This is a genomic window from Nocardia sp. NPDC050408 (assembly GCF_044458905.1).
GTDB lineage: Bacteria > Actinomycetota > Actinomycetes > Mycobacteriales > Mycobacteriaceae > Nocardia.
On record NZ_JBITIL010000004.1, the window covers coordinates 240,659 to 258,635 of the forward strand.

Below are 17,977 nucleotides of genomic sequence, written 5' to 3' on the forward strand. Positions count from 1 at the left end.
GGAGGAGGAATCGAATGTCCGGATCACCGCAGGCCACGGGTTCCGCGCGGGTAGCGCGCAGTGCCATGACATTGCGCGGCACCCCGGCGGTGCCCGGAATCGCCGCCGCGCCCACCGTGCGTCCGGCGCCACGGATCCGCGTGGACCTTCGTTCCGAACCGGTCGCCGAGTCCGATCGGGCATCCCAATACGAAGCCTTCCTTGCCGCGACATCGGTGGTTGCACGGCGCTTGCGCGAGCGTGCCACCCGTGCGAGCGGCGCGGCCGCGGAGGTGCTCGCCGCGAATGCCGCCATGGCTGCCGATCGCGGCTGGCTCGCCGCCGCCGAAAAATTGATCGCCGCGGGCAGTCCCGCCGCCGTCGCGGCGACCGCGGCAACCGATCAATTCGCCGAGGTTTTCACCAAGCTGGGCGGGCTGATGGCCGAACGCGTCACCGACCTGCGCGATGTATGCGACAGGGTGATCGCCGAATTGGCCGGAGCGCCCGAACCGGGCATTCCTACGCCCACACGGCCATCGATCCTGCTGGCCGAGGACCTCGCCCCGGCCGATACCGCCGGTCTGGATCCGAATCTCATTGTCGGCCTCGCTACTTCGCGCGGCGGACCGACCAGCCACACGGCGATCATCGCCCGGCAACTCGGCATCCCGTGCGTGGTCGCGATCGCTGGGCTCGACGATGTGCCCGCTGGCGTCGACGTGCTGATCGATGGGGCGGCCGGACAGGTCGCCATCGGCCCGGACCCGGAAACCGCCGCCCGCGCAGTGGCCGAGTACCGCAAGCAGGAATCGCGTACTGCGGCCTGGACCGGTCCGGGCGCGACCGCCGACGGGCATCGGGTCGAGATTCTCGCCAACGTTCAGGATGGGGCCGGAGCCCGCGCGACGCGCTCACAACCGGCCGAGGGCATCGGCCTGTTCCGCACCGAATTATGTTTCCTGGACCGCGAATCCGAGCCTAGCGTTACCGAACAGGCCGGGATCTATCGCGAGGTCTTCGATGCCTACGCCGGGTCGAAGGTGGTGATCCGCACCCTCGACGCCGGTTCAGATAAACCTCTGCGTTTCGCCGACCATGCCAACGAGGCGAACCCGGCACTCGGCGTGCGCGGCATCCGCATCGCGGCCCACCACACCGGAATCCTGGACCGCCAACTCGATGCGATCGCCCAGGCCGCCACCGACCGCACGCCGACGCCGTGGGTCATGGCCCCGATGATTTCCACTGCGGCCGAGGCGAAGTCGTTCGCCGCCGAGGTGCGAGCGCGCGGGCTGGTCCCGGGCGTCATGATCGAGGTCCCCGCCGCCGCCCTACTGGCCGAGGCCATTCTGGAACACGTCGACTTCCTCTCGATCGGCACCAACGACCTCGCCCAATACACGATGGCCGCCGATCGTATGTCCGCCGACCTCGCCGCACTCACCGACCCCTGGCAACCCGCGGTGCTAGCGCTCGTCGCCCGCACCGCGGCCGCGGGCGTGACTGCGCACAAGCCCGTTGGTGTCTGCGGCGAAGCCGCCGCTGATCCGCTATTGGCCTGTGTCTTAACCGGATTCGGCATCGGCTCGCTCTCCGCTGCCGGTGCCGCGGTGGCCGCCGTGGGTGCCGCCCTATCCACGGTCAGCCTGGAAGACTGTCGCCGTGCCGCAGCCGCTGTCCTGTCGACCTCCGACCCGGACAGCGCCCGCGCCGCCGCCCGAGTGGCCCTTCAGTCCGGTGAATGAGCGACGGTTGCATCGCGATTGCTGAATGTGCCACTTGGTGATCCAGCAAACCTGAGCGAAACGGTTCGGGAGTGTTGCGGCGATCTGGTGAATATGGCCACCGACACCATGAATCTCGCCGAGCGACGTCAAGCGATCCGACGACTTGTCGCGGTCTGCCACGTAGTCAACAAGCTGGTAGAGCTAGCCGAGACGGAATCGTCCGAACCGTTGATCGCACAGGCTCACACCACGCGCCGGGTGCTCCAGGATTTGGTACTCGACCTGGTGGCGATCGAGCCGCGAACTGGAGTCTGAGCCGGAAACGGCAGGCTCGCAGTAAAAGTTAGCTGTCGAGCGACGGCCGCGTTCGGCTACCGGGGACCGGGCAGGCATCGGCTGCCTCGGCGACTACCTGTGGTTCGCTCGACACCGCCGGACGTTCCCCGCGCTCCCAGCCCGCGCCCGTCACCGGCTCGGCCGCGGCGAGCGCAACTAGCTCGTCGTCATCGAAAACCCTTCCACGACTGAGGAATCGAAACCCTTCCGGCGATTCCAGACTGAAGCCGGAACCGCGACCCGGCACGACATCGAGGACGAGTTGGGTGTGCTGCCAGGCAGCGAACTGAGGTCCCGAGATCCACACCGGCGCAATATCCGCCGGCTCCGGCGCGGTGGCTGGTAACTCATCGACATGCAACCGCAGATCGAGCAATCCGAGTAGCACATCGTGATCGCCGATGATGAATTCGCCTGCGGGATAACACATCGGGGCCGATCCGTCACAGCAGCCACCGGACTGGTGCAGCATCAACGGACCATGCAGTCCGCGGAGGCGACGGAGTAGATCCATCGCCGCCGCGGTGGCGCGCACGCGCCGGGGAACTGCGGCCATCAGAAGAAGCCTTGCGCCTTCGACGCGTAGCCGACCAGCAGGTTCTTCGTCTGCTGATAGTGGTCGAGCATCATGCGGTGATTCTCGCGGCCGATACCGGACTGCTTGTAGCCGCCGAATGCCGCATGCGCCGGGTACTGGTGGTAGGTGTTGGTCCACACGCGTCCGGCCTGGATATCGCGTCCGGCCCGGTAGGCCACCGAACCGTCGCGCGACCATACGCCCGCGCCGAGTCCGTAGAGGGTGTCGTTGGCGATCTTGATGGCTTCGTCGTAATCCGCGAAGGAGGTCACCGAGACAACGGGTCCGAAGATCTCCTCCTGGAATATCCGCATCGAGTTGCTGCCCGCGAAAACCGTTGGCTGCACGTAGTATCCGCCGGACAGGTCGCCGCCGAGATCGGCGCGCTCGCCTCCGGTCAGCAATGTCGCGCCCTCACCCTTGCCGATTTCGAGGTAGGACAGGATCTTTTCGAGCTGATCATTGCTGGCCTGTGCGCCGATCATGGTTTCGGTATCGAGCGGATCCCCCTGGCGCACAGCCTTGGTGCGCACCACGGCCGCGGCGAGGAATTCGTCGTAGATATCGGCCTGGATGAGCGCGCGCGACGGGCAGGTGCAGACCTCACCCTGGTTCAGCGCGAACATGGTGAAGCCCTCGAGTGCCTTGTCCTGGAAGTCGTCATTGGCGGCGAGGACATCGCTGAAGAAGATATTCGGGCTCTTACCGCCGAGTTCCAGCGTGACCGGTATCAGGTTCTGCGAGGCGTACTGCATGATCAGGCGCCCGGTGGTGGTCTCACCCGTGAAGGCGATCTTCTTGATCCGGGGGCTGGAAGCCAGCGGCTTACCCGCCTCGACACCGAAACCATTGACGATATTGACCACACCGGGTGGCAGCAGATCACCGATCAGGCCGATCAGGAACATGATCGAGGCGGGGGTCTGCTCGGCGGGCTTGAGCACGACCGCATTACCGGCGGCGAGTGCGGGCGCGAGCTTCCAGGTGGCCATCAGAATCGGGAAGTTCCACGGAATGATCTGGCCGACCACACCGAGCGGCTCGTGGAAGTGGTAGGCGACGGTGTCGGCGTCGATCTGCGACAGCGAACCCTCTTGTGCCCGAATGGCGCCGGCGAAGTAGCGGAAGTGATCGATGGCCAGCGGGATGTCGGCGGCCAGGGTTTCCCGGATCGGCTTGCCGTTGTCCCAGGCCTCCGCGAGGGCGATCGCGTCCAGGTTCTCCTCGATGCGGTCGGCGATCTTGTTGAGGATGATGGCGCGCTCGGCGACCGAGGTCTTGCCCCAGGCGGGCGCGGCGGCGTGCGCGGCATCGAGGGCGAGTTCGATATCCTCCGCGGTGCCGCGCGCGACCTCACAGAATGGCTGACCGGTTACGGGCGTTGGGTTTTCGAAGTACTGCCCCTTGACCGGCGCGACCCATTCGCCGCCGATCCAGTTGTCGTATCGGGTCTGGAACGACATGGCGGCGCCGGGTGTGCCTGGACGGGCGAAGACGGTCATCGAATGCTCCTCGATCTGCTGACTTTTCTACGTCAGATGTGATCCGGAACACTAGAAGCGTCCATGTTGCACGACAGTTGCAAAAAACTGGTCAGATGCCCAATTTGCGATCGAGCAGCCGCAATTGTGTCTTTACCTGGGCATACAGCGAGGACTGCCGGTCCAGGGAGGAGAGGTAGGCGGTCCATGCGGCAACGTCCTCGCGGCCATCGACCGAACCGGTCCAGCGGGCGAGTAGGCGGCGGTCACCGGCTGTCAGCAGGGCCGCACGCAGGCGTCCGCGCAACTCGACGCGCAGGTCATCGATGCCCGGTGCGAGCGATCGCGGCAGGATCGGGCCGGGATAGGCGCGCAACGCCGCCGACGTATCGCCGCGGGCGAGAGCGCGCCGAACCTCGTCGACATCGGTATCGAGATCCATCAGCAGCCGATACGGACGCGAACCGAGACCATTGGCGCCCAACATCTTTCGCACCCGCGACATCTCCGCGCGCACCGTCACCGGATCCAGTTCGGATTCGTCGAGCAGCATGGCGAGATGGTCGGCGCTCAGTCCCTCCGGGAAATTGGCCAGCAGCAAAAGGATTTCGGCATGCCGCTGCGATAGACGGATGCGCTCACCATCGCGGATCAGGGTCGGCCGGGCCGGGCCCAGTGCCTCGAGGCGTGCCGTCGACGCGAGTGGTTTCGGCATGTCGAGCATGAGCAGTCGCAGTTCGGATTCCGCGGCCGACACCGTCGCGCGAATCAGTGACAACACTTCCGGCGCCGCGACACGCGGTCCGCCGGTGATATCGATGGCGCCGATGATCCGGCCACTGCGCGGATCATGTACGGGCGCAGCGGAACAACTCCATTCGTGCACCACGCGACTGAAGTGTTCGGCCCCGAAGATCTGCACGTGGTGATCGAGGGCGAGCGCGGTGCCGGGCGCATTGGTGCCGACCCGGTCCTCGCTCCAGTCCGCACCCTCGATGAAATTCATGGCCAGCGCCCGGTCCTTGACCTTCGAATCGCCCTCCACCCACAGCAAACGGCCTTCGGCATCACTGATCGCGACGAGCAGTCCGGCATCAGCGGCATCTTCGACCAGCAGTTTGCGCACCACCGGTCGAATCAGCGCGGTCGGATGCGTGGCCCGATACCGTTGCAGTTCAAGGCCATCGAGGTCGACACCGGCGCCGAAGCGATCCGGATCGACGCCGTTGCTGCGGCTGCGCCGCCAGGAATCCAGCACCACCGGGCGCACCGGATCGATCGGCAGCTGCTCGTCGCTTTCGATGAAGCAGCGATGCGCACAGGACACCTGTCGCGCCAATTGCGCGAGGTCGTCCTCTGGTCGAACGGCCACCCAGGGGTTGCTGTGCGCTGCTGTGCTCAATCGGTGTCCTTCGTGTCGCCCCTATCTACTGTAATGCCGGTCACATGTCGTATGGCCAAGGGTGGGGCGCTCGGTACGCGCGGACCGGACAGCCCACGTAGGCTGGCTCTGCTCTGCGCAGGCGCACGGATGCGTCTGCGGTCGCGCACCATGCTCATCGCTTCTGCACAACGACTGGAGTCACGTCTCTTGACCACGCCAGAGTCGGCAACCACCACTCGCTCCCACCCTGTCCCGCACGGCTCGCCGATTGATACCAACGGACCCCGAATCTCGCTCTACTCAGCGGAATTCGCCGCGAACCCGCACGAGGCTTACCGCGAGATGCGGAAGAGATACGGTTCGCTGGTGCCGGTGGAGTTGGCTCCCGGTGTACCGGCGACCCTGGTGATCGGTTACTACACCGCATTGCAGATCCTCAATGATCCCGACCATTTTCCGCACGATTCGCGAAGCTGGCAGCAAGGCGTTCCCGAGGACTGCCCGGTGCGGCCGATGCTGGAATGGCGTCCGGCGGCGATTCGCTCCAGCGGCCTCGAGCACAGCCGCTACCGGGAGGCGACCGTTGCCGGCCTCGGTGTCGTCGACATGTTCGCTTTACACACCACCGTGGAGCAGATCGCCATACCGCTGATCAACACCTTCTGTCAGGAAGGCACGGCGGATCTGGTCGGGCAGTACGCATTGCCGCTGGCCTTCGCGGTGATCAACGCAATACTCGGCTGTCCGCAGGAGATCAGCCAGCGTGCCGCGGCCGGTATGGCCGCATTGATGGAAGGCGCGGATGCCGCCGTCGAGGGCAACAAAATGGTCATGGACTCGATGTTCGAGCTGATCCAGCTCAAGCGCGACCAGCCGGGCGACGATATCGTCTCCGGATTGCTCGCCCATCCGGCGAAGCTCGACGACCCGGAGATGATCCACCAGGTGCTGAGCCTGTACGGCGCGGGTATGGAACCGACCCAGAATCTGATCGTCAATACACTGCGGCTGATGTTGACCGACACCCGGTTCGGCGGCGGGATACTCGGCGGCACCATGTCCACGCGCGACGCATTGGACGAGGTGCTGTTCACCGACCCGCCACTATCGAACTACTGCATCACCTTCCCGAGGCAGCCGATCTTGATCGAGGGCTCGTGGTTGCCCGCGCACCAGCCGGTCGTCGTCAGCATGACCGGCTGCAACAACGATCCCGCGATCACCACCGGCGAGTACACCGACAACAGCTCCCACCTGGCGTGGAGCGTCGGCCCGCACGCCTGCCCCGCCCGCTCGATCGCGAGCCTGATCGCACAGGACGCGATCGATCAACTGCTGGATGCCCTACCCGAAATGCGGCTGGCCGTCCCTGTCGAAGAACTGGAATGGCGACCGGGACCGTTCCACCGTGCCCTGGTAGCCCTTCCCATCACCTTCCCCAAATCCCCTCCGCTGCAAGTCTTCTGATGCGCACTCGGGTGCAATGGCGATCGCATCGGCGCGTCGGGCTGTGCTGCTGAGGCCAGATCGTCTGTCCAGCAGGGGCATTCAGGTGTGCCAGGGTGGTGTTCAACGACAGGTCCCAATCGGAATTGCCATCGGCCTCGTGTTGCTCACGGTGATGAAGGAGGCGGCGGAACGGTATTTTGCGTCCATGACCGGGACCGCAACGCCGCCAACAATATTCTCGCCGCAGGACGTCCGGAGAGAGTAAACGCCCGTGCAGGCCTGAGGCGACGTCGATACTTCTGATTCGGAGGCTGGGCGCGTATCATTTCCCCTATCTGGACGAACGTCCACTAGACAGGGTTCGACGCGCCCGAACCCGTGATTCGCAGCTGCGGGCAGTGTTATGGCCGATCGAGTACACGCATTCTCCGATGATGTTTTGGCCGACCACGATGCCGTCGCCTTGGCGGCCATGGTGCGGTCGGGAGCAGTGAGTTCTAAGGAACTGGCCCGCGCGGCGATCGACCGGGCGGCGCTGGTGGAGCCGCAGCTCAATGCCATCGCGTACTCGAGTGTCGAGCGGCCGCGATACGCGTCGGAGCGCACCGGTGCCTGGTATGGCGTTCCGACGTTCGTCAAGGACAATGCCGATGTCGCCGGCATGCCGACCAACCAGGGCAGCGCCGCATTTGTGGCCCGTCCGGCCGCTCGCGACGACGCCTACACCGCGCAGTTCCTCAGCACCGGGGTGACGGTACTCGGCAAATCACGGATGCCGGAGTTCGGCCTGAACCCGACGACAGAATTCCAAGCCGCCGAGCCGACCAGGAATCCGTGGAATCCGGAGTATTCGGTCGGGGGATCCTCCGGCGGTTCGGCCGCCATGGTCGCGGCCGGTGTGGTGCCGGTCGCCCATGGCAATGACGGCGGGGGATCGTTGCGGATCCCGGCCGCATGCGCCGGACTGGTCGCACTGAAACCGAGTCGATATCGACACCTGGACAACGTCCTCGACAAGCATCTGCCGATAAGGCTCATCTCCGAGGGCGTGTTGACCAGGACGGTGCGCGATACCGCCGCGTATACCGCCGCCGCCGAACGGTATTGGCGGAATCCGGATCTCGTGCCGATCGGCGAAGTGCATGGCCCGGCCGACCGCCGCCTGCGCATCGGACTGCTGACCACCGCGGGAACCGGTGCCGAACCCGATGCCGAAACCCGCGGCGCGGTCGAGTTCGCGGCAAAGCTGCTCGAACGCTCCGGACATCACATCGAGCCGATGGCCGTCCCCTTCCCGCCGCACATGGCCGACGACTTCCTGTTGTACTGGGCGTTCCTTGCCGATATGTCGGCCATCGGCGGCAAGATCCTGCACGGCAGGTCATTCGATCGCCATGCGCTCGACGATCTCACGCGCGGTCTCGGCCGCTATCACCGCAAGCGCATCCTGCGCACACCGGCCGCGCTTCACCGGCTGCGCCGGGCGTACCGGATCTATGCGGAGGTATTCACGCGGTATGAGGTCGTCCTTTCGCCGGTGGTCACCCATGTGGTCCCGCCGCTGGGTTATCTCGATCCAAAAGTGCCGTCCGAAGAGCTGATCGAGCGGCTGCGGACGTATGTGGGCTACACCCCGATGAACAATGTGACCGGCTCGCCCGCCCTAGCGATGCCGATGCGCATCGGCTCCAGCGGTGTCCCGATCGGCGTCATGTGCAGTGCGGCCTACGGTGACGAGCGCACCTTGCTGGAGATCGGGTACCTGCTGGAAGCGGAGAATCCGTTCCCACGGATCGATGTGGAGCCCACGACGCCGCAGGCCTGATCCCGGCACCTCGCCGGAATAGCCCTCGGAAAGCCCGAATTGATTGCCCCGGTTGGAATCGCCACACAACCCTGGCGGGAGTCGCGTTCGGATGCTTCGATCATGGCATGACCGACGACAGCGAGGTGCCACGCATTGTTTCCGCCAGCCGAGAGATCGCGGCCGCGGCGGATGAAATCTTCGAGCTGATCGCCGATCCCGCGCAACAGCCGCGATGGGATGGCAACGATAATCTGGCCGAAGCCCCGGCGGGTCAACGCGTCCGGAAGGTCGGCGAGGTCTTCGCCATGACCACCACCAAGGGCCACATCCGCGAGAACCACATCGTGGAATTCGAAGAGGGCCGCCGAATCGCCTGGCTGCCCGCGGAACCGGCGAGCGAACCGCCGGGTCATCTGTGGCGCTGGGAGCTCGAGCCGGTGGACGCGGCACGCACTCGGGTCACGCATACCTACGACTGGTCGCGATTGACCGACGAGAACCGACTCCCACGCGCCCGCGCCACCACGCCCGCCAAGCTGCAGGCATCCATCGACCGACTCGCCGCCATCGCCGAAGGGTAGGCATTGCTGCACTTTGCCCGACTCTGTGCCGAAATCCCAAGGCAGACCGGCGCGCTCGCATCGCTTGTCGAGAACGCCGATCCAGCGCTTCCGGTGCCGGACTGCCCGGGATGGAATCTCGGACAGCTGCTGCGGCATATCGGCGGCTACCACCGCTGGATGGAGACGATCGTGCGCACCCGCGCCGCGGGACCGGTCTCGGATGCACAGTTCAACGATCTGTCCGACTATCCGAGCGCCGTCGTGCCGTGGCTCACCGAAGGCGCCACCCGGCTGGCCGAAACCCTGTCGACGTCCGGGCCCGAGACGAAGGTCTGGACACCGGGACCCGGTGGTACGACGGTCTTCTGGGCGCGGCGCGCACTGCACGAGGCGGTGGTGCACGGCTGGGATGCCGCGGCGGCCGCAAAGGCCGAACTCGACGTGCCGGAAGATGTCGTGGCAGATGGCTTCGAAGAGTGGCTGGAGGTCGCCGCCGCGCCGACGAACCGGCATCGGTGATGCTACGTGGTAGTGCCGCCGATCTCCTTCGGTTCGTCTACCAGCGCCCAGCCCCGGGCAGGCTCGAAATCAGCGGCGACAGTGCCCTGCTCGACCTGTGGCGCGAGCGAACCGGATTCTGGCTCACCGTGGACGGATCGTGACATAGTTCGCCAACCAGTAGCCCCCGGGCGTGCGCGGCGCGAATAGTTTCGGCGGTCCGGGCATTCAGTGACCAGAATCGCCTGCACCGCAGGCAATGCGGCGGCATCTTAGGCGAGCACGCGCGGAATCGTCGCGACGGGAATATGCTCGAAGTAGCTGGCTGGTAGTTGTAATCGGGGTCGTCGTGTCGCATATCGATCCGCTTTCCACGCAACGCGACCTCACCTCAGGGTTCGCGGCAGAGCTGGCCGCTGCCGGATTCACCGATGCCGCCGAGATCGGACGTGGCGGATTCGGTGTTGTCTATCGGTGTGCCCAGCCCGCGCTCGAGCGCATGGTGGCGATCAAGGTGCTCACCGCCGATCTGGAATCGGAGAATCTCGAACGCTTCGTGCGCGAACAACTCGCCATGGGCAAGCTGTCGGGTCATCCCAATATCGTCAGCGTCTTCGAGGTGGGCTCCACCACGACCGGACGGCCCTACATCGTGATGCCATACCACCCGCACGGCTCACTGGATACCCGCGTCCAGGAGCACGGTCCGATCGGCTGGCAGGACGCGCTGCATATCGGCGTGAAAATCGCGGGCGCACTGGAGACCGCGCACCGGCGCGGCCTGCTGCACCGCGATGTGAAACCCGGCAATATCCTGCTCACCGAATACGGTGAACCGCAGCTGGCCGATTTCGGTATCGCCCGGTTGGTCGGCGGCTTCGAGACGACGGCGGGCACGATCACCGGTTCGCCCGCTTTCACCGCGCCCGAGGTGCTGCAGGGTCATGTCCCGGACGTGACCTCCGATATCTACAGCCTGGCCTCGACTCTGTTCTGCGCCAGCACTGGTCACGCGGTCTTCGAGCGACGCAACGGCGAGCAGTTGGTCGCCCAGTTCCTGCGCATCACCAAACAGCCGATACCGGATCTGGGGGAGGCGGGCCTGCCCCCGGACCTGACCGCCGCGATCGAAGCCGCGATGTCGCGTGAACGCACGCAACGGCCCTCCAGCGCAGCCGAATTCGGTGAGCAACTGCGCCAGATCCAGGAGCGGCACGGCCTGCCGCCCGACGATATGCCGGTCCCGCTACCCACCGCCGAACCCGTCGGGCATCGGCCATCGCCGACGCCCACCTCCGGTCGCCGCCGCACCTCGGCGACGTCATCGACCGTCACCCCACCCGTGCCCGCCACCCGCTTGCGGCCGCCGGTGGCCAATCGCCCACTGGTCGATCGCCAGCGCCTGCTCGCGCTGCTGCACAACGGTCGCAACCGTAGGCTCGCGGTCATCCACGGCCCCACCGGATTCGGCAAAACCACCCTCGCCGCCCAATGGTGTGCGGCGCTGACCGCCGAGGGCATTGCGGTGGCCTGGCTGACCGTTGATCACGACGACAACAATGTCGTCTGGTTCCTCTCGCATCTGATCGAAGCCATACGCGCCGCGCGACCCTCGCTCGCACGCGAACTCGGCGAGTTGCTCGAGGAGCACGGCGACGAATCCGAACGCTACGTACTGACCTCGCTGATCAACGATATCGACCGCCGCGGTGAGGAACTGGTCGTCGTCATCGACGATTGGCATTGCGCCACCGATTCCGCCACCACGCGCGCACTGCGCTTTCTGCTCGAAGGCTGCAGTCCCACATTGCATCTGGTGATCACCAGCCGCAATCAGGCTGGCCTGCCGATGAGTTCGATGCGGGCCCGCGACGAACTGGTCGAAATTGCCCCCAGCGCATTGCGTTTCGATGTCGCGGAGGCATATACCTTTCTGGTCGAGCTGGGCGGACTCGACCTGGATCGTGCCGATGTCGAGGATCTCACCGAATCCACCGAAGGCTGGGTCGCGGCGCTGCAACTGGCGGCACTGTCATTGCGCGGCAGTGACGATCCCGGCGAGTTGATCAGCCATCTGACCGGCCGTCACCACGCCATCAGCGAGTTCCTGGTGCAGAACGTCCTGGACACCCTCGAGCCTGGAATCCTCGACTTCATGGTGGCGACCTCCATCACGCCGCGGATCTGCGGTGAACTCGCCTCGGCGCTGACCGGTGTACCAGACGGGCAGGCGATGCTGGAGCAGATCGAACTCCAGGATCTGTTCCTGCGCAAGCTCGATGACGGCAATTGGTTCCGCTACCACCACCTGTTCCAGGATTTCCTGCAGCAGCGGCTGGAACGCGATCGGCCCGAACGGATAACCGAACTGCATCGGGAGGCTTCGCGGTGGCTGGCCGAGCATCGACATGTCAGCGAGGCGGTCGATCACGCCCTGCTGGCCGGGGACAAGCAGCGGGCCATCGAGATAGTCGAGCGGGACGGGATGTCGCTGCTCGAATATGGGCAGTTCGCCAGTCTCATCGGTCTGGTCAACAAGCTGCCCGCCAACATCATCGAAACGCATCCACGGCTGCAACTGGATCTGGCCTGGGCGAATATCCTGCTGCACCGGGCCGCACCGGCCGAACGTGCACTGCGCCTTGCGGAATCGACGCTGGACCTCGGTGAACTCGACGAAGCCGACACCGCGCGACTGCGGGCCGAGGCCGGTGTGGTGCATGCGGTGGTCGCGGTGCGCGCGGATGCGCTGGCCGGCGTCGACGACCTGTTGGCACCCTGCTTTCTCCGGGCCGAGGAACTGTCACCGTATGTGGTGGCGATCGGCGCGAATGTCGCGACCTTCGCCGCGGGGTATCGCTGCGACTTCGACGAGGCCCTGCGCATCCAGGAGTGGTCGGCACCGTATATGCGCCAGAACAAGGGCTTCTACAACAACATTCACGGACTGTGCTTTCTCGGGCTGGCCGCGAGCCTGCGACTCGATATCGCCAGTGCCGAACAGTACTTCCGCAAGGCGATGAAGGTGGCCAAGCAATCCGGCGGCAGTCATTCCTACGGCGCGCGGTTGGCCGGATCCCTGCTGGGCGAATTGCTGTATGAGCGTGGGGAAGTCGCGGAGGCGGAGCGGCTGCTCGATGAGGGCTACAAGTTGGGGCCCGAGGCGGGTGTCGTCGATTTCAAATTGGCGCGCTATGTCGTTGGGGCCCGCATCAAGGCGTTGCGCGGCGATCGGGCGGCCGCGATTCGCAGATTGAACGAAGGTGCGCGCGTGGCGCGTTCGATGTCATTGCCGCGACTGGGCGCCGAGGTGGAGAACGAGCGGCTGCGACTCGGATTGCCGCCGCATCCGGAATTCGGTCCACTACCCGTTGTCGAATACGGAAGTCGCCGCGAGCCGGTCGACCCGATCGACGAATTCACCGTACTGTATGAGGAATTCACCGCTATCCGGCTGCTGCTCGCCGCGGAAACGCCGGAAAAGACCGAACTCGCCTGCACATGGGCCCAGCAATGGGTGGATCTGCTCGAAACAGTCGAGCGACCCAGGGAATTGCTGAAGGCACGCCGAATGTTGATCGCCTGCCTCGCCGCCGCGGGCCGCATCGACGAGGCCAAGACCTTGCTGGCAACGGTAACCGCCCAGTGCGCCGAACTCGGATCGGTCCGCTATCTGCTGGACGGGGGGCCACACGTGATCGCCACACTCGCGGCCGTGTACGCAGACCAGCTCGCTGGGCGTTGGTGTCCCGAATGGCCGGACGTCCCAACGGAATTCCTGCTGGCATTGGTCAATGCAGATGCGGCGCAACGAATCTGAGTTCGTTCAAACGCGCGCCAGAATCCGCCCGTGCAGCACCACCACGAGCTGTGCGGGCAGATACAGGTCGGCCACCTGGTCGCGGTGTGGGCCGCGGGCGATGGGTTCCATCGCTTACAGGCTGAAGAAGATCTGACGCAGGACCAGGGCGACGATGAACACCACGGTGAACGCCAGATCGATGGATAGTCCGCCCAGCCGGACCGGCTGCAGGTACCGGCGCACCGGGGCGATCACCGGTTCGGTCGCGGCGTGGCTCAGGTCGCGGGCGCGGTTCACCCACCCCGGGTGCCTGCCCTCAGCGAGCACCCCTACCCAATCGAGTACCAGCCGGGCGAGCAGCAGCAGGATGAATACCGTCAGGGCTAACCCGAGCAAGGTGCCGATAAGGCTCATGTCGAACTCCTTCGTGGGTGGCCAACTACGAGTATCAACGGTCGGCACCGGCTGGGAAGTGCCGTATTCGTCGGGTTCTCAGTCGACTATCAGGTCGGTTAGCCTGTCCCGATGCACCGACCGCTCCGATATCTGCCGCTGGCCGTCCTGTCGACCCTGACCTGGCTGCTCGCCACCGGGCCGGTCGCGACCGCACAGGAGGCGTCGCATCTGATCACTGTGCAGCAGTCGGGAGTGCTGCGCGTCTGCACAACCGGCGACTATCCGCCCTACACCCTGCGCGAAGACGACAGCACCCACCGCGGCGTCGACATCACTCTCGCCACCGACCTCGCCGCCACTTTGCATGTTGTTCCGCAATGGATTCCGACAACCTGGTCCACCTTGACCGACGACTTCCTCGCACGCTGCGATATCGCCGTCGGCGGCATCTCCGACACCCCCGCCCGCCGTGTCGTCGCCGATTTCTCCATCCCCACCTCCATCGACGGCAAGACCCCCGTCGTCCGTCGCGCCGACGCCGACGACTACGCCACTGTCGACCAGATCAACCGGCCCGAGGTCCGGGTAATCGTCAACCGCGGCGGCACCAACGAAGCCTTCGCCCGCGCCAACTTCCCCGAAGCCCAACTCACCATCTGGCCTGATAACCTCACCATCTACGACCAGCTCGAACAACACAATGCCGACGTCTTCGTCACCGACTCGGTCGAGGGCCGCTACCGTCAACGCACCCACCCGACCCTCCAGGTCCTACACCCCGACACCCCCTTCGACTCCGCTCCGAAGGCCTACCTCCTGCCCAAGGGCGACACCCTCTTCAACACCGTCGTCAACACCTGGCTCGAATCCGAAATCCGCACCGGCAGAAGCAATCAGCTGTTGACCGACTGGATCGGCTGACACCTTCCGGCTATCGAGCCGAGCGGTTATCCTGCCACCGCCGCACCGCTGTTTGTACGGCCGCTTCGTCTCGAGAGCGTGGGCTCCGGATGCGCCTGCGGCGCCGAGTATCAACTCGCCGTCGGTGATCAGAACACCGCCTGCCCATGGGACGAAGTCGCCGCCGTAGAGGGGTCTGTCCAGTAAACGGCTCTGTCGCACTTTCGGCTCTGTCGCACTTTCGGTGGTCTGACCGGTATCGATGAGATCGTGTTGTCGTTGACCGCGAAAGGGTTGACCACCGATGAGATCTCGGCCCATTTCGACGAGATCTATGGCGCGTCGGTCTCGCGCGACACCGTCTCACGCATCACCGACAAGGTGATCGCGGAGATGGCCGAGTGGTGCAACCGGCCACTCGAGCGGGTGTATCCGGTGCTGTTCATCGATGCCATCCATGTGAAGGTCAGGGATGGTCAGGTCACCAACAGGCCCGTATACGTCGTTATCGGCGTGACATGTGCCGGGGAACGCGACATCCTCGGACTCTGGGCCGGTGACGGCGGTGAGGGCGTCAAGTTCTGGCTGCAGGTGTTGACCGAGATCAAGAACCGCGGCACCGCCGATGTGTGCATCGCGGTCTGCGACGGGCTGAAGGGGTTGCCGGAGGCGATCAATACCGTGTGGGAACGAACTGTCGTACAGACATGCGTTATTCACTTGCTGCGCACTACATTCCGCTACGCATCCCGCACGTATTGGGCCGAGATGAGTCGCGATCTCAAACCGGTCTACACCGCCCCGACCGAAGCGGCCGCCAAGGAACGTTTCGGTGAGTTCGCCGCCAGATGAGGCGAGCAGTACCCAGCGATCGTGCGGTTGTGGGACAACGCATGGACCGAGTTCGTGCCGTTCCTCGACTACGACGTCGAGATACGGCGAATCACCTGCTCCACCAACGCAATTGAATCATTGAACGCCCGCTACCGGCGCGCGATCCGCGCCCGAGGGCACTTCCCGACCGAACAGATCCCGGGCAGTGTCGTTGCCGCACAAGGATGTTCACAACGCGCCAGGTTTCGGGACGTAGGTATCACCATAGATTGCAGTGGTGGTTGTCGGCTAACTCGGTGGTGATGCCGTGAGATCCCGGTGTCAGTCGGAGAACCGCGTCACCGCTGATGGTGGAGCGTGACCAGTGCGGTAGCCCAGGTTGGTTGGGGTTGCCAGTGCCGATGAAGTGGGCCCAGTAGTCGAGCATCGCTGTGGCCAGTGGTTGGGACGAGGCGACTACGGGTCCCGGTGAGGGGGTCAGGTCGAAAAGGTAGGTCAGTTCGGCACCGTGGGCGGCTCCGGTCGGCAGGCTGGGCGGGTACGGCGACGGGGCGGGGGTGGTCATGTCGGCGAATTCGTAGGTGTACACGGGCACTCTCGCCGCCAACGCCCGGGCGGTGTCGAGCATGGGGCAGGCCCAGCTGTGATCAGACAGGACCGCGGTGAGCGCGGCTGCGGGTGTTGGGTAGGCGCTGACCGGATAGTCGGCTTCCACGGCCGCCGCGACGGTGCCGAAAGCCGTGGACAGGATGCTGCGATACGAGTCGGAGGTGATAGGAGCTTGCTGGGTCGCCACGATCGCTGCCACCCATAGCGAATGACCGTTGGTCACTTCTCCGATCAGCACGGGAACGCGGGAGAACTTGCCCACCCGTAGAGCATCGAAGGGGTTACGCGGCAATGTCGGCGTGTCGTACGTAATCGTGGTGAAGCTAGGTGTTCTGGTTTGCAGAGTTGCGGTCGGCAGCGCGCGCAGGCATCGCTCGACTTCCGCGGGGTCGCTGCAACCGAACTCGGTCGCTGCTTGTACGGCGGTGGCTGCGTTGTCGGTGCGTGACCGGTACGGCGCGAACGGTGGAGAACCCGAGTACAGTGCGCCGGAAGGCCATTCGATGGCGCAGGACCCGCTCTGGACGATGGCCCTGTCAAACAGTCCGGCCGACGAGGGCATGGCCAGCTGTGCGCAAATACTCATGCCGCCATAGGATTCGCCTGCGACGGTCACGTTGCGAGCGTTGCCGCCGAACGCCGCGATATTGTCACGAACCCACCGCAGCGCCAGCTGCTGGTCCTGCAGGGCGAGATTGCCTCCGCTGGAGGCAAAGGCCGGATGGTTGAACAATCCGAAGACGCTGAGGCGGTAGTTGATCGTGACCACGACTACTCCCCGAGAGACGAACCCGGTGGGTCGATAGTCGGCTCCGGCTCCGGCGAATCCGCCGCCGCCGTGAATCCACACCATGACGGGTGCCGGACGGGCCGGATCGAGCCGTGCGGGCGTGCTGATGTTGAGGTAGAGGCAGTCTTCTTGCAGTACCTGCGCTGAAGTTTGGCCTGGGTCCTGTACGCATCCGGGCGTGGGGGCAGCGGCGTCCCGCACACCATCCCACAGAGCCATCGGTCGGGGTGGCTGCCAGCGCAGTTCGTTGAGGGGAGGCTGTGCATACGGCACCGAGGTGAACAGTCGGTGGCCCGACCCGTCGACGGTGCCGCGGATCATGCCTGCGGTTGTACTGACGACCACGCCGTCGTCCGACCCGAGTTCGGTGTCCCCGGCGGTACACGCGCTGGCAGCAAGAATTGCCGTCATCGCGAAGCTCAGTACCGCAGTCGTATGAACACGGGTGTTCATATGCGACGACGGTCTTCGTTCCGGCTGCCGGACGAGCCAAACGCAGCCCACCCGGCCATGATGAGTCCCGCGACCCCGATCGGCCATGAGACCCACGCCGGAGCACCCAGTCCGCCGATGAGAATGCCCGACACCCCGAACGACGAACCCCACAGGGCCTCGGTGATCCCCGACCCGAATCCCTGCACAACTAGGATTGCCGCCAGCAGCCACAACCAGTTCCGCCGTGTCCGGTCCTTCTCCGAGCTCATCTCTGTCCTCCTAGTCATTATGATGCAACTGCATCGGAACGCGATCCTAAAACACTTTTCGATGCAATTGCATCAGTACCAAGGATGAGCTTCCATAACCGTGAGGATGAGGGTCGACGCGAGTCACGGGTTGTCACA

Annotated in this window: 15 protein-coding genes and 1 pseudogene; 9 read left to right on the top strand and 7 right to left on the bottom strand. The window is 65.0% G+C overall.

What is annotated here, in order from left to right; translation table 11 throughout:
• Window positions 1-14 precede the first annotated feature (14 nt).
• Both ACIBJI_RS14380 and ACIBJI_RS14385 read left to right on the top strand, forming a co-directional pair.
• Window positions 15-1,727 (top strand): putative PEP-binding protein, encoded by a 1,713-nt coding sequence (locus ACIBJI_RS14380; protein ID WP_364349939.1) that lies wholly within the window; start codon window positions 15-17, stop codon window positions 1,725-1,727.
• Between the two features lie 93 nt (window positions 1,728-1,820).
• The gene (locus ACIBJI_RS14385) at window positions 1,821-2,024 is read left to right on the top strand and encodes a hypothetical protein (RefSeq protein ID WP_364349942.1); all 204 of its coding nucleotides are present in this window, start codon (window positions 1,821-1,823) and stop codon (window positions 2,022-2,024) included.
• Between the two features lie 28 nt (window positions 2,025-2,052).
• Here ACIBJI_RS14385 and ACIBJI_RS14390 read toward each other — a convergent pair whose 3' ends face one another.
• The 3 genes from ACIBJI_RS14390 to ACIBJI_RS14400 all read right to left on the bottom strand — a co-directional run bounded on the left by ACIBJI_RS14390 (window position 2,053) and on the right by ACIBJI_RS14400 (window position 5,505).
• A complete protein-coding gene (locus ACIBJI_RS14390; protein ID WP_364349945.1) occupies window positions 2,053-2,601 on the bottom strand; it encodes a DUF779 domain-containing protein in 549 nt (182 codons plus the stop codon).
• Window positions 2,601-4,124 (bottom strand): aldehyde dehydrogenase, encoded by a 1,524-nt coding sequence (gene adh / locus ACIBJI_RS14395; protein ID WP_364349948.1) that lies wholly within the window; start codon window positions 4,122-4,124, stop codon window positions 2,601-2,603. Before adh ends, ACIBJI_RS14390 begins: the two co-directional genes overlap by 1 nt.
• A 91-nt stretch (window positions 4,125-4,215) precedes the next feature.
• Window positions 4,216-5,505 carry a transcriptional regulator gene (locus ACIBJI_RS14400; protein ID WP_364349951.1) on the bottom strand — a complete coding sequence of 430 codons (1,290 nt, stop codon included), beginning with the start codon at window positions 5,503-5,505 and terminating at the stop codon, window positions 4,216-4,218.
• A gap of 189 nt (window positions 5,506-5,694) precedes the next feature.
• Between ACIBJI_RS14400 and ACIBJI_RS14405 the strand changes: the two genes are divergently transcribed.
• From ACIBJI_RS14405 to ACIBJI_RS14420, 4 genes are all read left to right on the top strand, one after another.
• A complete protein-coding gene (locus tag ACIBJI_RS14405) occupies window positions 5,695-6,954 on the top strand; it encodes a cytochrome P450 (RefSeq protein WP_396954955.1) in 1,260 nt (419 codons plus the stop codon).
• Between the two features lie 385 nt (window positions 6,955-7,339).
• On the top strand, window positions 7,340-8,761 hold the full coding sequence (locus ACIBJI_RS14410; RefSeq protein WP_397084454.1) for an amidase: 1,422 nt from the start codon (window positions 7,340-7,342) through the stop codon (window positions 8,759-8,761).
• A gap of 107 nt (window positions 8,762-8,868) precedes the next feature.
• Window positions 8,869-9,324, top strand: a complete 456-nt coding sequence (locus ACIBJI_RS14415) for an SRPBCC family protein (RefSeq protein ID WP_396954957.1) — start codon at window positions 8,869-8,871, stop codon at window positions 9,322-9,324.
• 3 nt (window positions 9,325-9,327) lie between these two features.
• Window positions 9,328-9,825: a maleylpyruvate isomerase family mycothiol-dependent enzyme gene (locus tag ACIBJI_RS14420; RefSeq protein WP_364349963.1), complete on the top strand. Its 498-nt coding sequence runs from the start codon at window positions 9,328-9,330 to the stop codon at window positions 9,823-9,825.
• A gap of 2 nt (window positions 9,826-9,827) precedes the next feature.
• Here ACIBJI_RS14420 and ACIBJI_RS14425 read toward each other — a convergent pair whose 3' ends face one another.
• Window positions 9,828-9,971 (bottom strand): hypothetical protein, encoded by a 144-nt coding sequence (locus tag ACIBJI_RS14425; protein ID WP_364349966.1) that lies wholly within the window; start codon window positions 9,969-9,971, stop codon window positions 9,828-9,830.
• Between the two features lie 182 nt (window positions 9,972-10,153).
• Between ACIBJI_RS14425 and ACIBJI_RS14430 the strand changes: the two genes are divergently transcribed.
• Window positions 10,154-13,624 (top strand): protein kinase, encoded by a 3,471-nt coding sequence (locus ACIBJI_RS14430; RefSeq protein WP_364349969.1) that lies wholly within the window; start codon window positions 10,154-10,156, stop codon window positions 13,622-13,624.
• 114 nt (window positions 13,625-13,738) lie between these two features.
• Here the strand turns inward: ACIBJI_RS14430 and ACIBJI_RS14435 are convergent, their stop codons facing one another.
• The gene (locus tag ACIBJI_RS14435) at window positions 13,739-14,020 is read right to left on the bottom strand and encodes a YggT family protein (protein WP_364349972.1); all 282 of its coding nucleotides are present in this window, start codon (window positions 14,018-14,020) and stop codon (window positions 13,739-13,741) included.
• A gap of 111 nt (window positions 14,021-14,131) precedes the next feature.
• Here ACIBJI_RS14435 and ACIBJI_RS14440 point away from each other — a divergent pair, with 111 nt between their 5' ends.
• Together ACIBJI_RS14440 and ACIBJI_RS14445 are read left to right on the top strand one after the other, a co-directional pair.
• Window positions 14,132-14,923: a transporter substrate-binding domain-containing protein gene (locus ACIBJI_RS14440; RefSeq protein ID WP_364349975.1), complete on the top strand. Its 792-nt coding sequence runs from the start codon at window positions 14,132-14,134 to the stop codon at window positions 14,921-14,923.
• Window positions 14,924-15,151: 228 nt separating this feature from the next.
• Window positions 15,152-15,931, top strand: a pseudogene (locus tag ACIBJI_RS14445) (IS256 family transposase); the annotation flags it as partial.
• Between the two features lie 64 nt (window positions 15,932-15,995).
• Here ACIBJI_RS14445 and ACIBJI_RS14450 read toward each other — a convergent pair.
• Together ACIBJI_RS14450 and ACIBJI_RS14455 are read right to left on the bottom strand one after the other, a co-directional pair.
• Window positions 15,996-17,588: a carboxylesterase/lipase family protein gene (locus tag ACIBJI_RS14450; protein ID WP_397084458.1), complete on the bottom strand. Its 1,593-nt coding sequence runs from the start codon at window positions 17,586-17,588 to the stop codon at window positions 15,996-15,998.
• Window positions 17,585-17,839: a hypothetical protein gene (locus tag ACIBJI_RS14455; RefSeq protein WP_364349981.1), complete on the bottom strand. Its 255-nt coding sequence runs from the start codon at window positions 17,837-17,839 to the stop codon at window positions 17,585-17,587. The genes ACIBJI_RS14450 and ACIBJI_RS14455 overlap by 4 nt, the downstream gene beginning before the upstream one ends.
• Window positions 17,840-17,977 lie beyond the last annotated feature (138 nt).

Excerpts from the sequence above, each read along its gene's own strand:
- ACIBJI_RS14455 (WP_364349981.1), bottom strand. The coding sequence starts at position 17,839 with ATGAGCTCGGAGAAGGACCGGACACGGCGGAACTGGTTGTGGCTGCTG.
- ACIBJI_RS14435 (WP_364349972.1), bottom strand. The coding sequence starts at position 14,020 with ATGAGCCTTATCGGCACCTTGCTCGGGTTAGCCCTGACGGTATTCATC.
- ACIBJI_RS14390 (WP_364349945.1), bottom strand. The coding sequence starts at position 2,601 with ATGGCCGCAGTTCCCCGGCGCGTGCGCGCCACCGCGGCGGCGATGGAT.
- ACIBJI_RS14440 (WP_364349975.1), top strand. The coding sequence starts at position 14,132 with ATGCACCGACCGCTCCGATATCTGCCGCTGGCCGTCCTGTCGACCCTG.
- adh (WP_364349948.1), bottom strand. The coding sequence starts at position 4,124 with ATGACCGTCTTCGCCCGTCCAGGCACACCCGGCGCCGCCATGTCGTTC.
- ACIBJI_RS14385 (WP_364349942.1), top strand. The coding sequence starts at position 1,821 with ATGGCCACCGACACCATGAATCTCGCCGAGCGACGTCAAGCGATCCGA.
- ACIBJI_RS14415 (WP_396954957.1), top strand. The coding sequence starts at position 8,869 with ATGACCGACGACAGCGAGGTGCCACGCATTGTTTCCGCCAGCCGAGAG.
- ACIBJI_RS14425 (WP_364349966.1), bottom strand. The coding sequence starts at position 9,971 with ATGTCACGATCCGTCCACGGTGAGCCAGAATCCGGTTCGCTCGCGCCA.
- ACIBJI_RS14380 (WP_364349939.1), top strand. The coding sequence starts at position 15 with ATGTCCGGATCACCGCAGGCCACGGGTTCCGCGCGGGTAGCGCGCAGT.
- ACIBJI_RS14450 (WP_397084458.1), bottom strand. The coding sequence starts at position 17,588 with ATGAACACCCGTGTTCATACGACTGCGGTACTGAGCTTCGCGATGACG.
- ACIBJI_RS14410 (WP_397084454.1), top strand. The coding sequence starts at position 7,340 with ATGGCCGATCGAGTACACGCATTCTCCGATGATGTTTTGGCCGACCAC.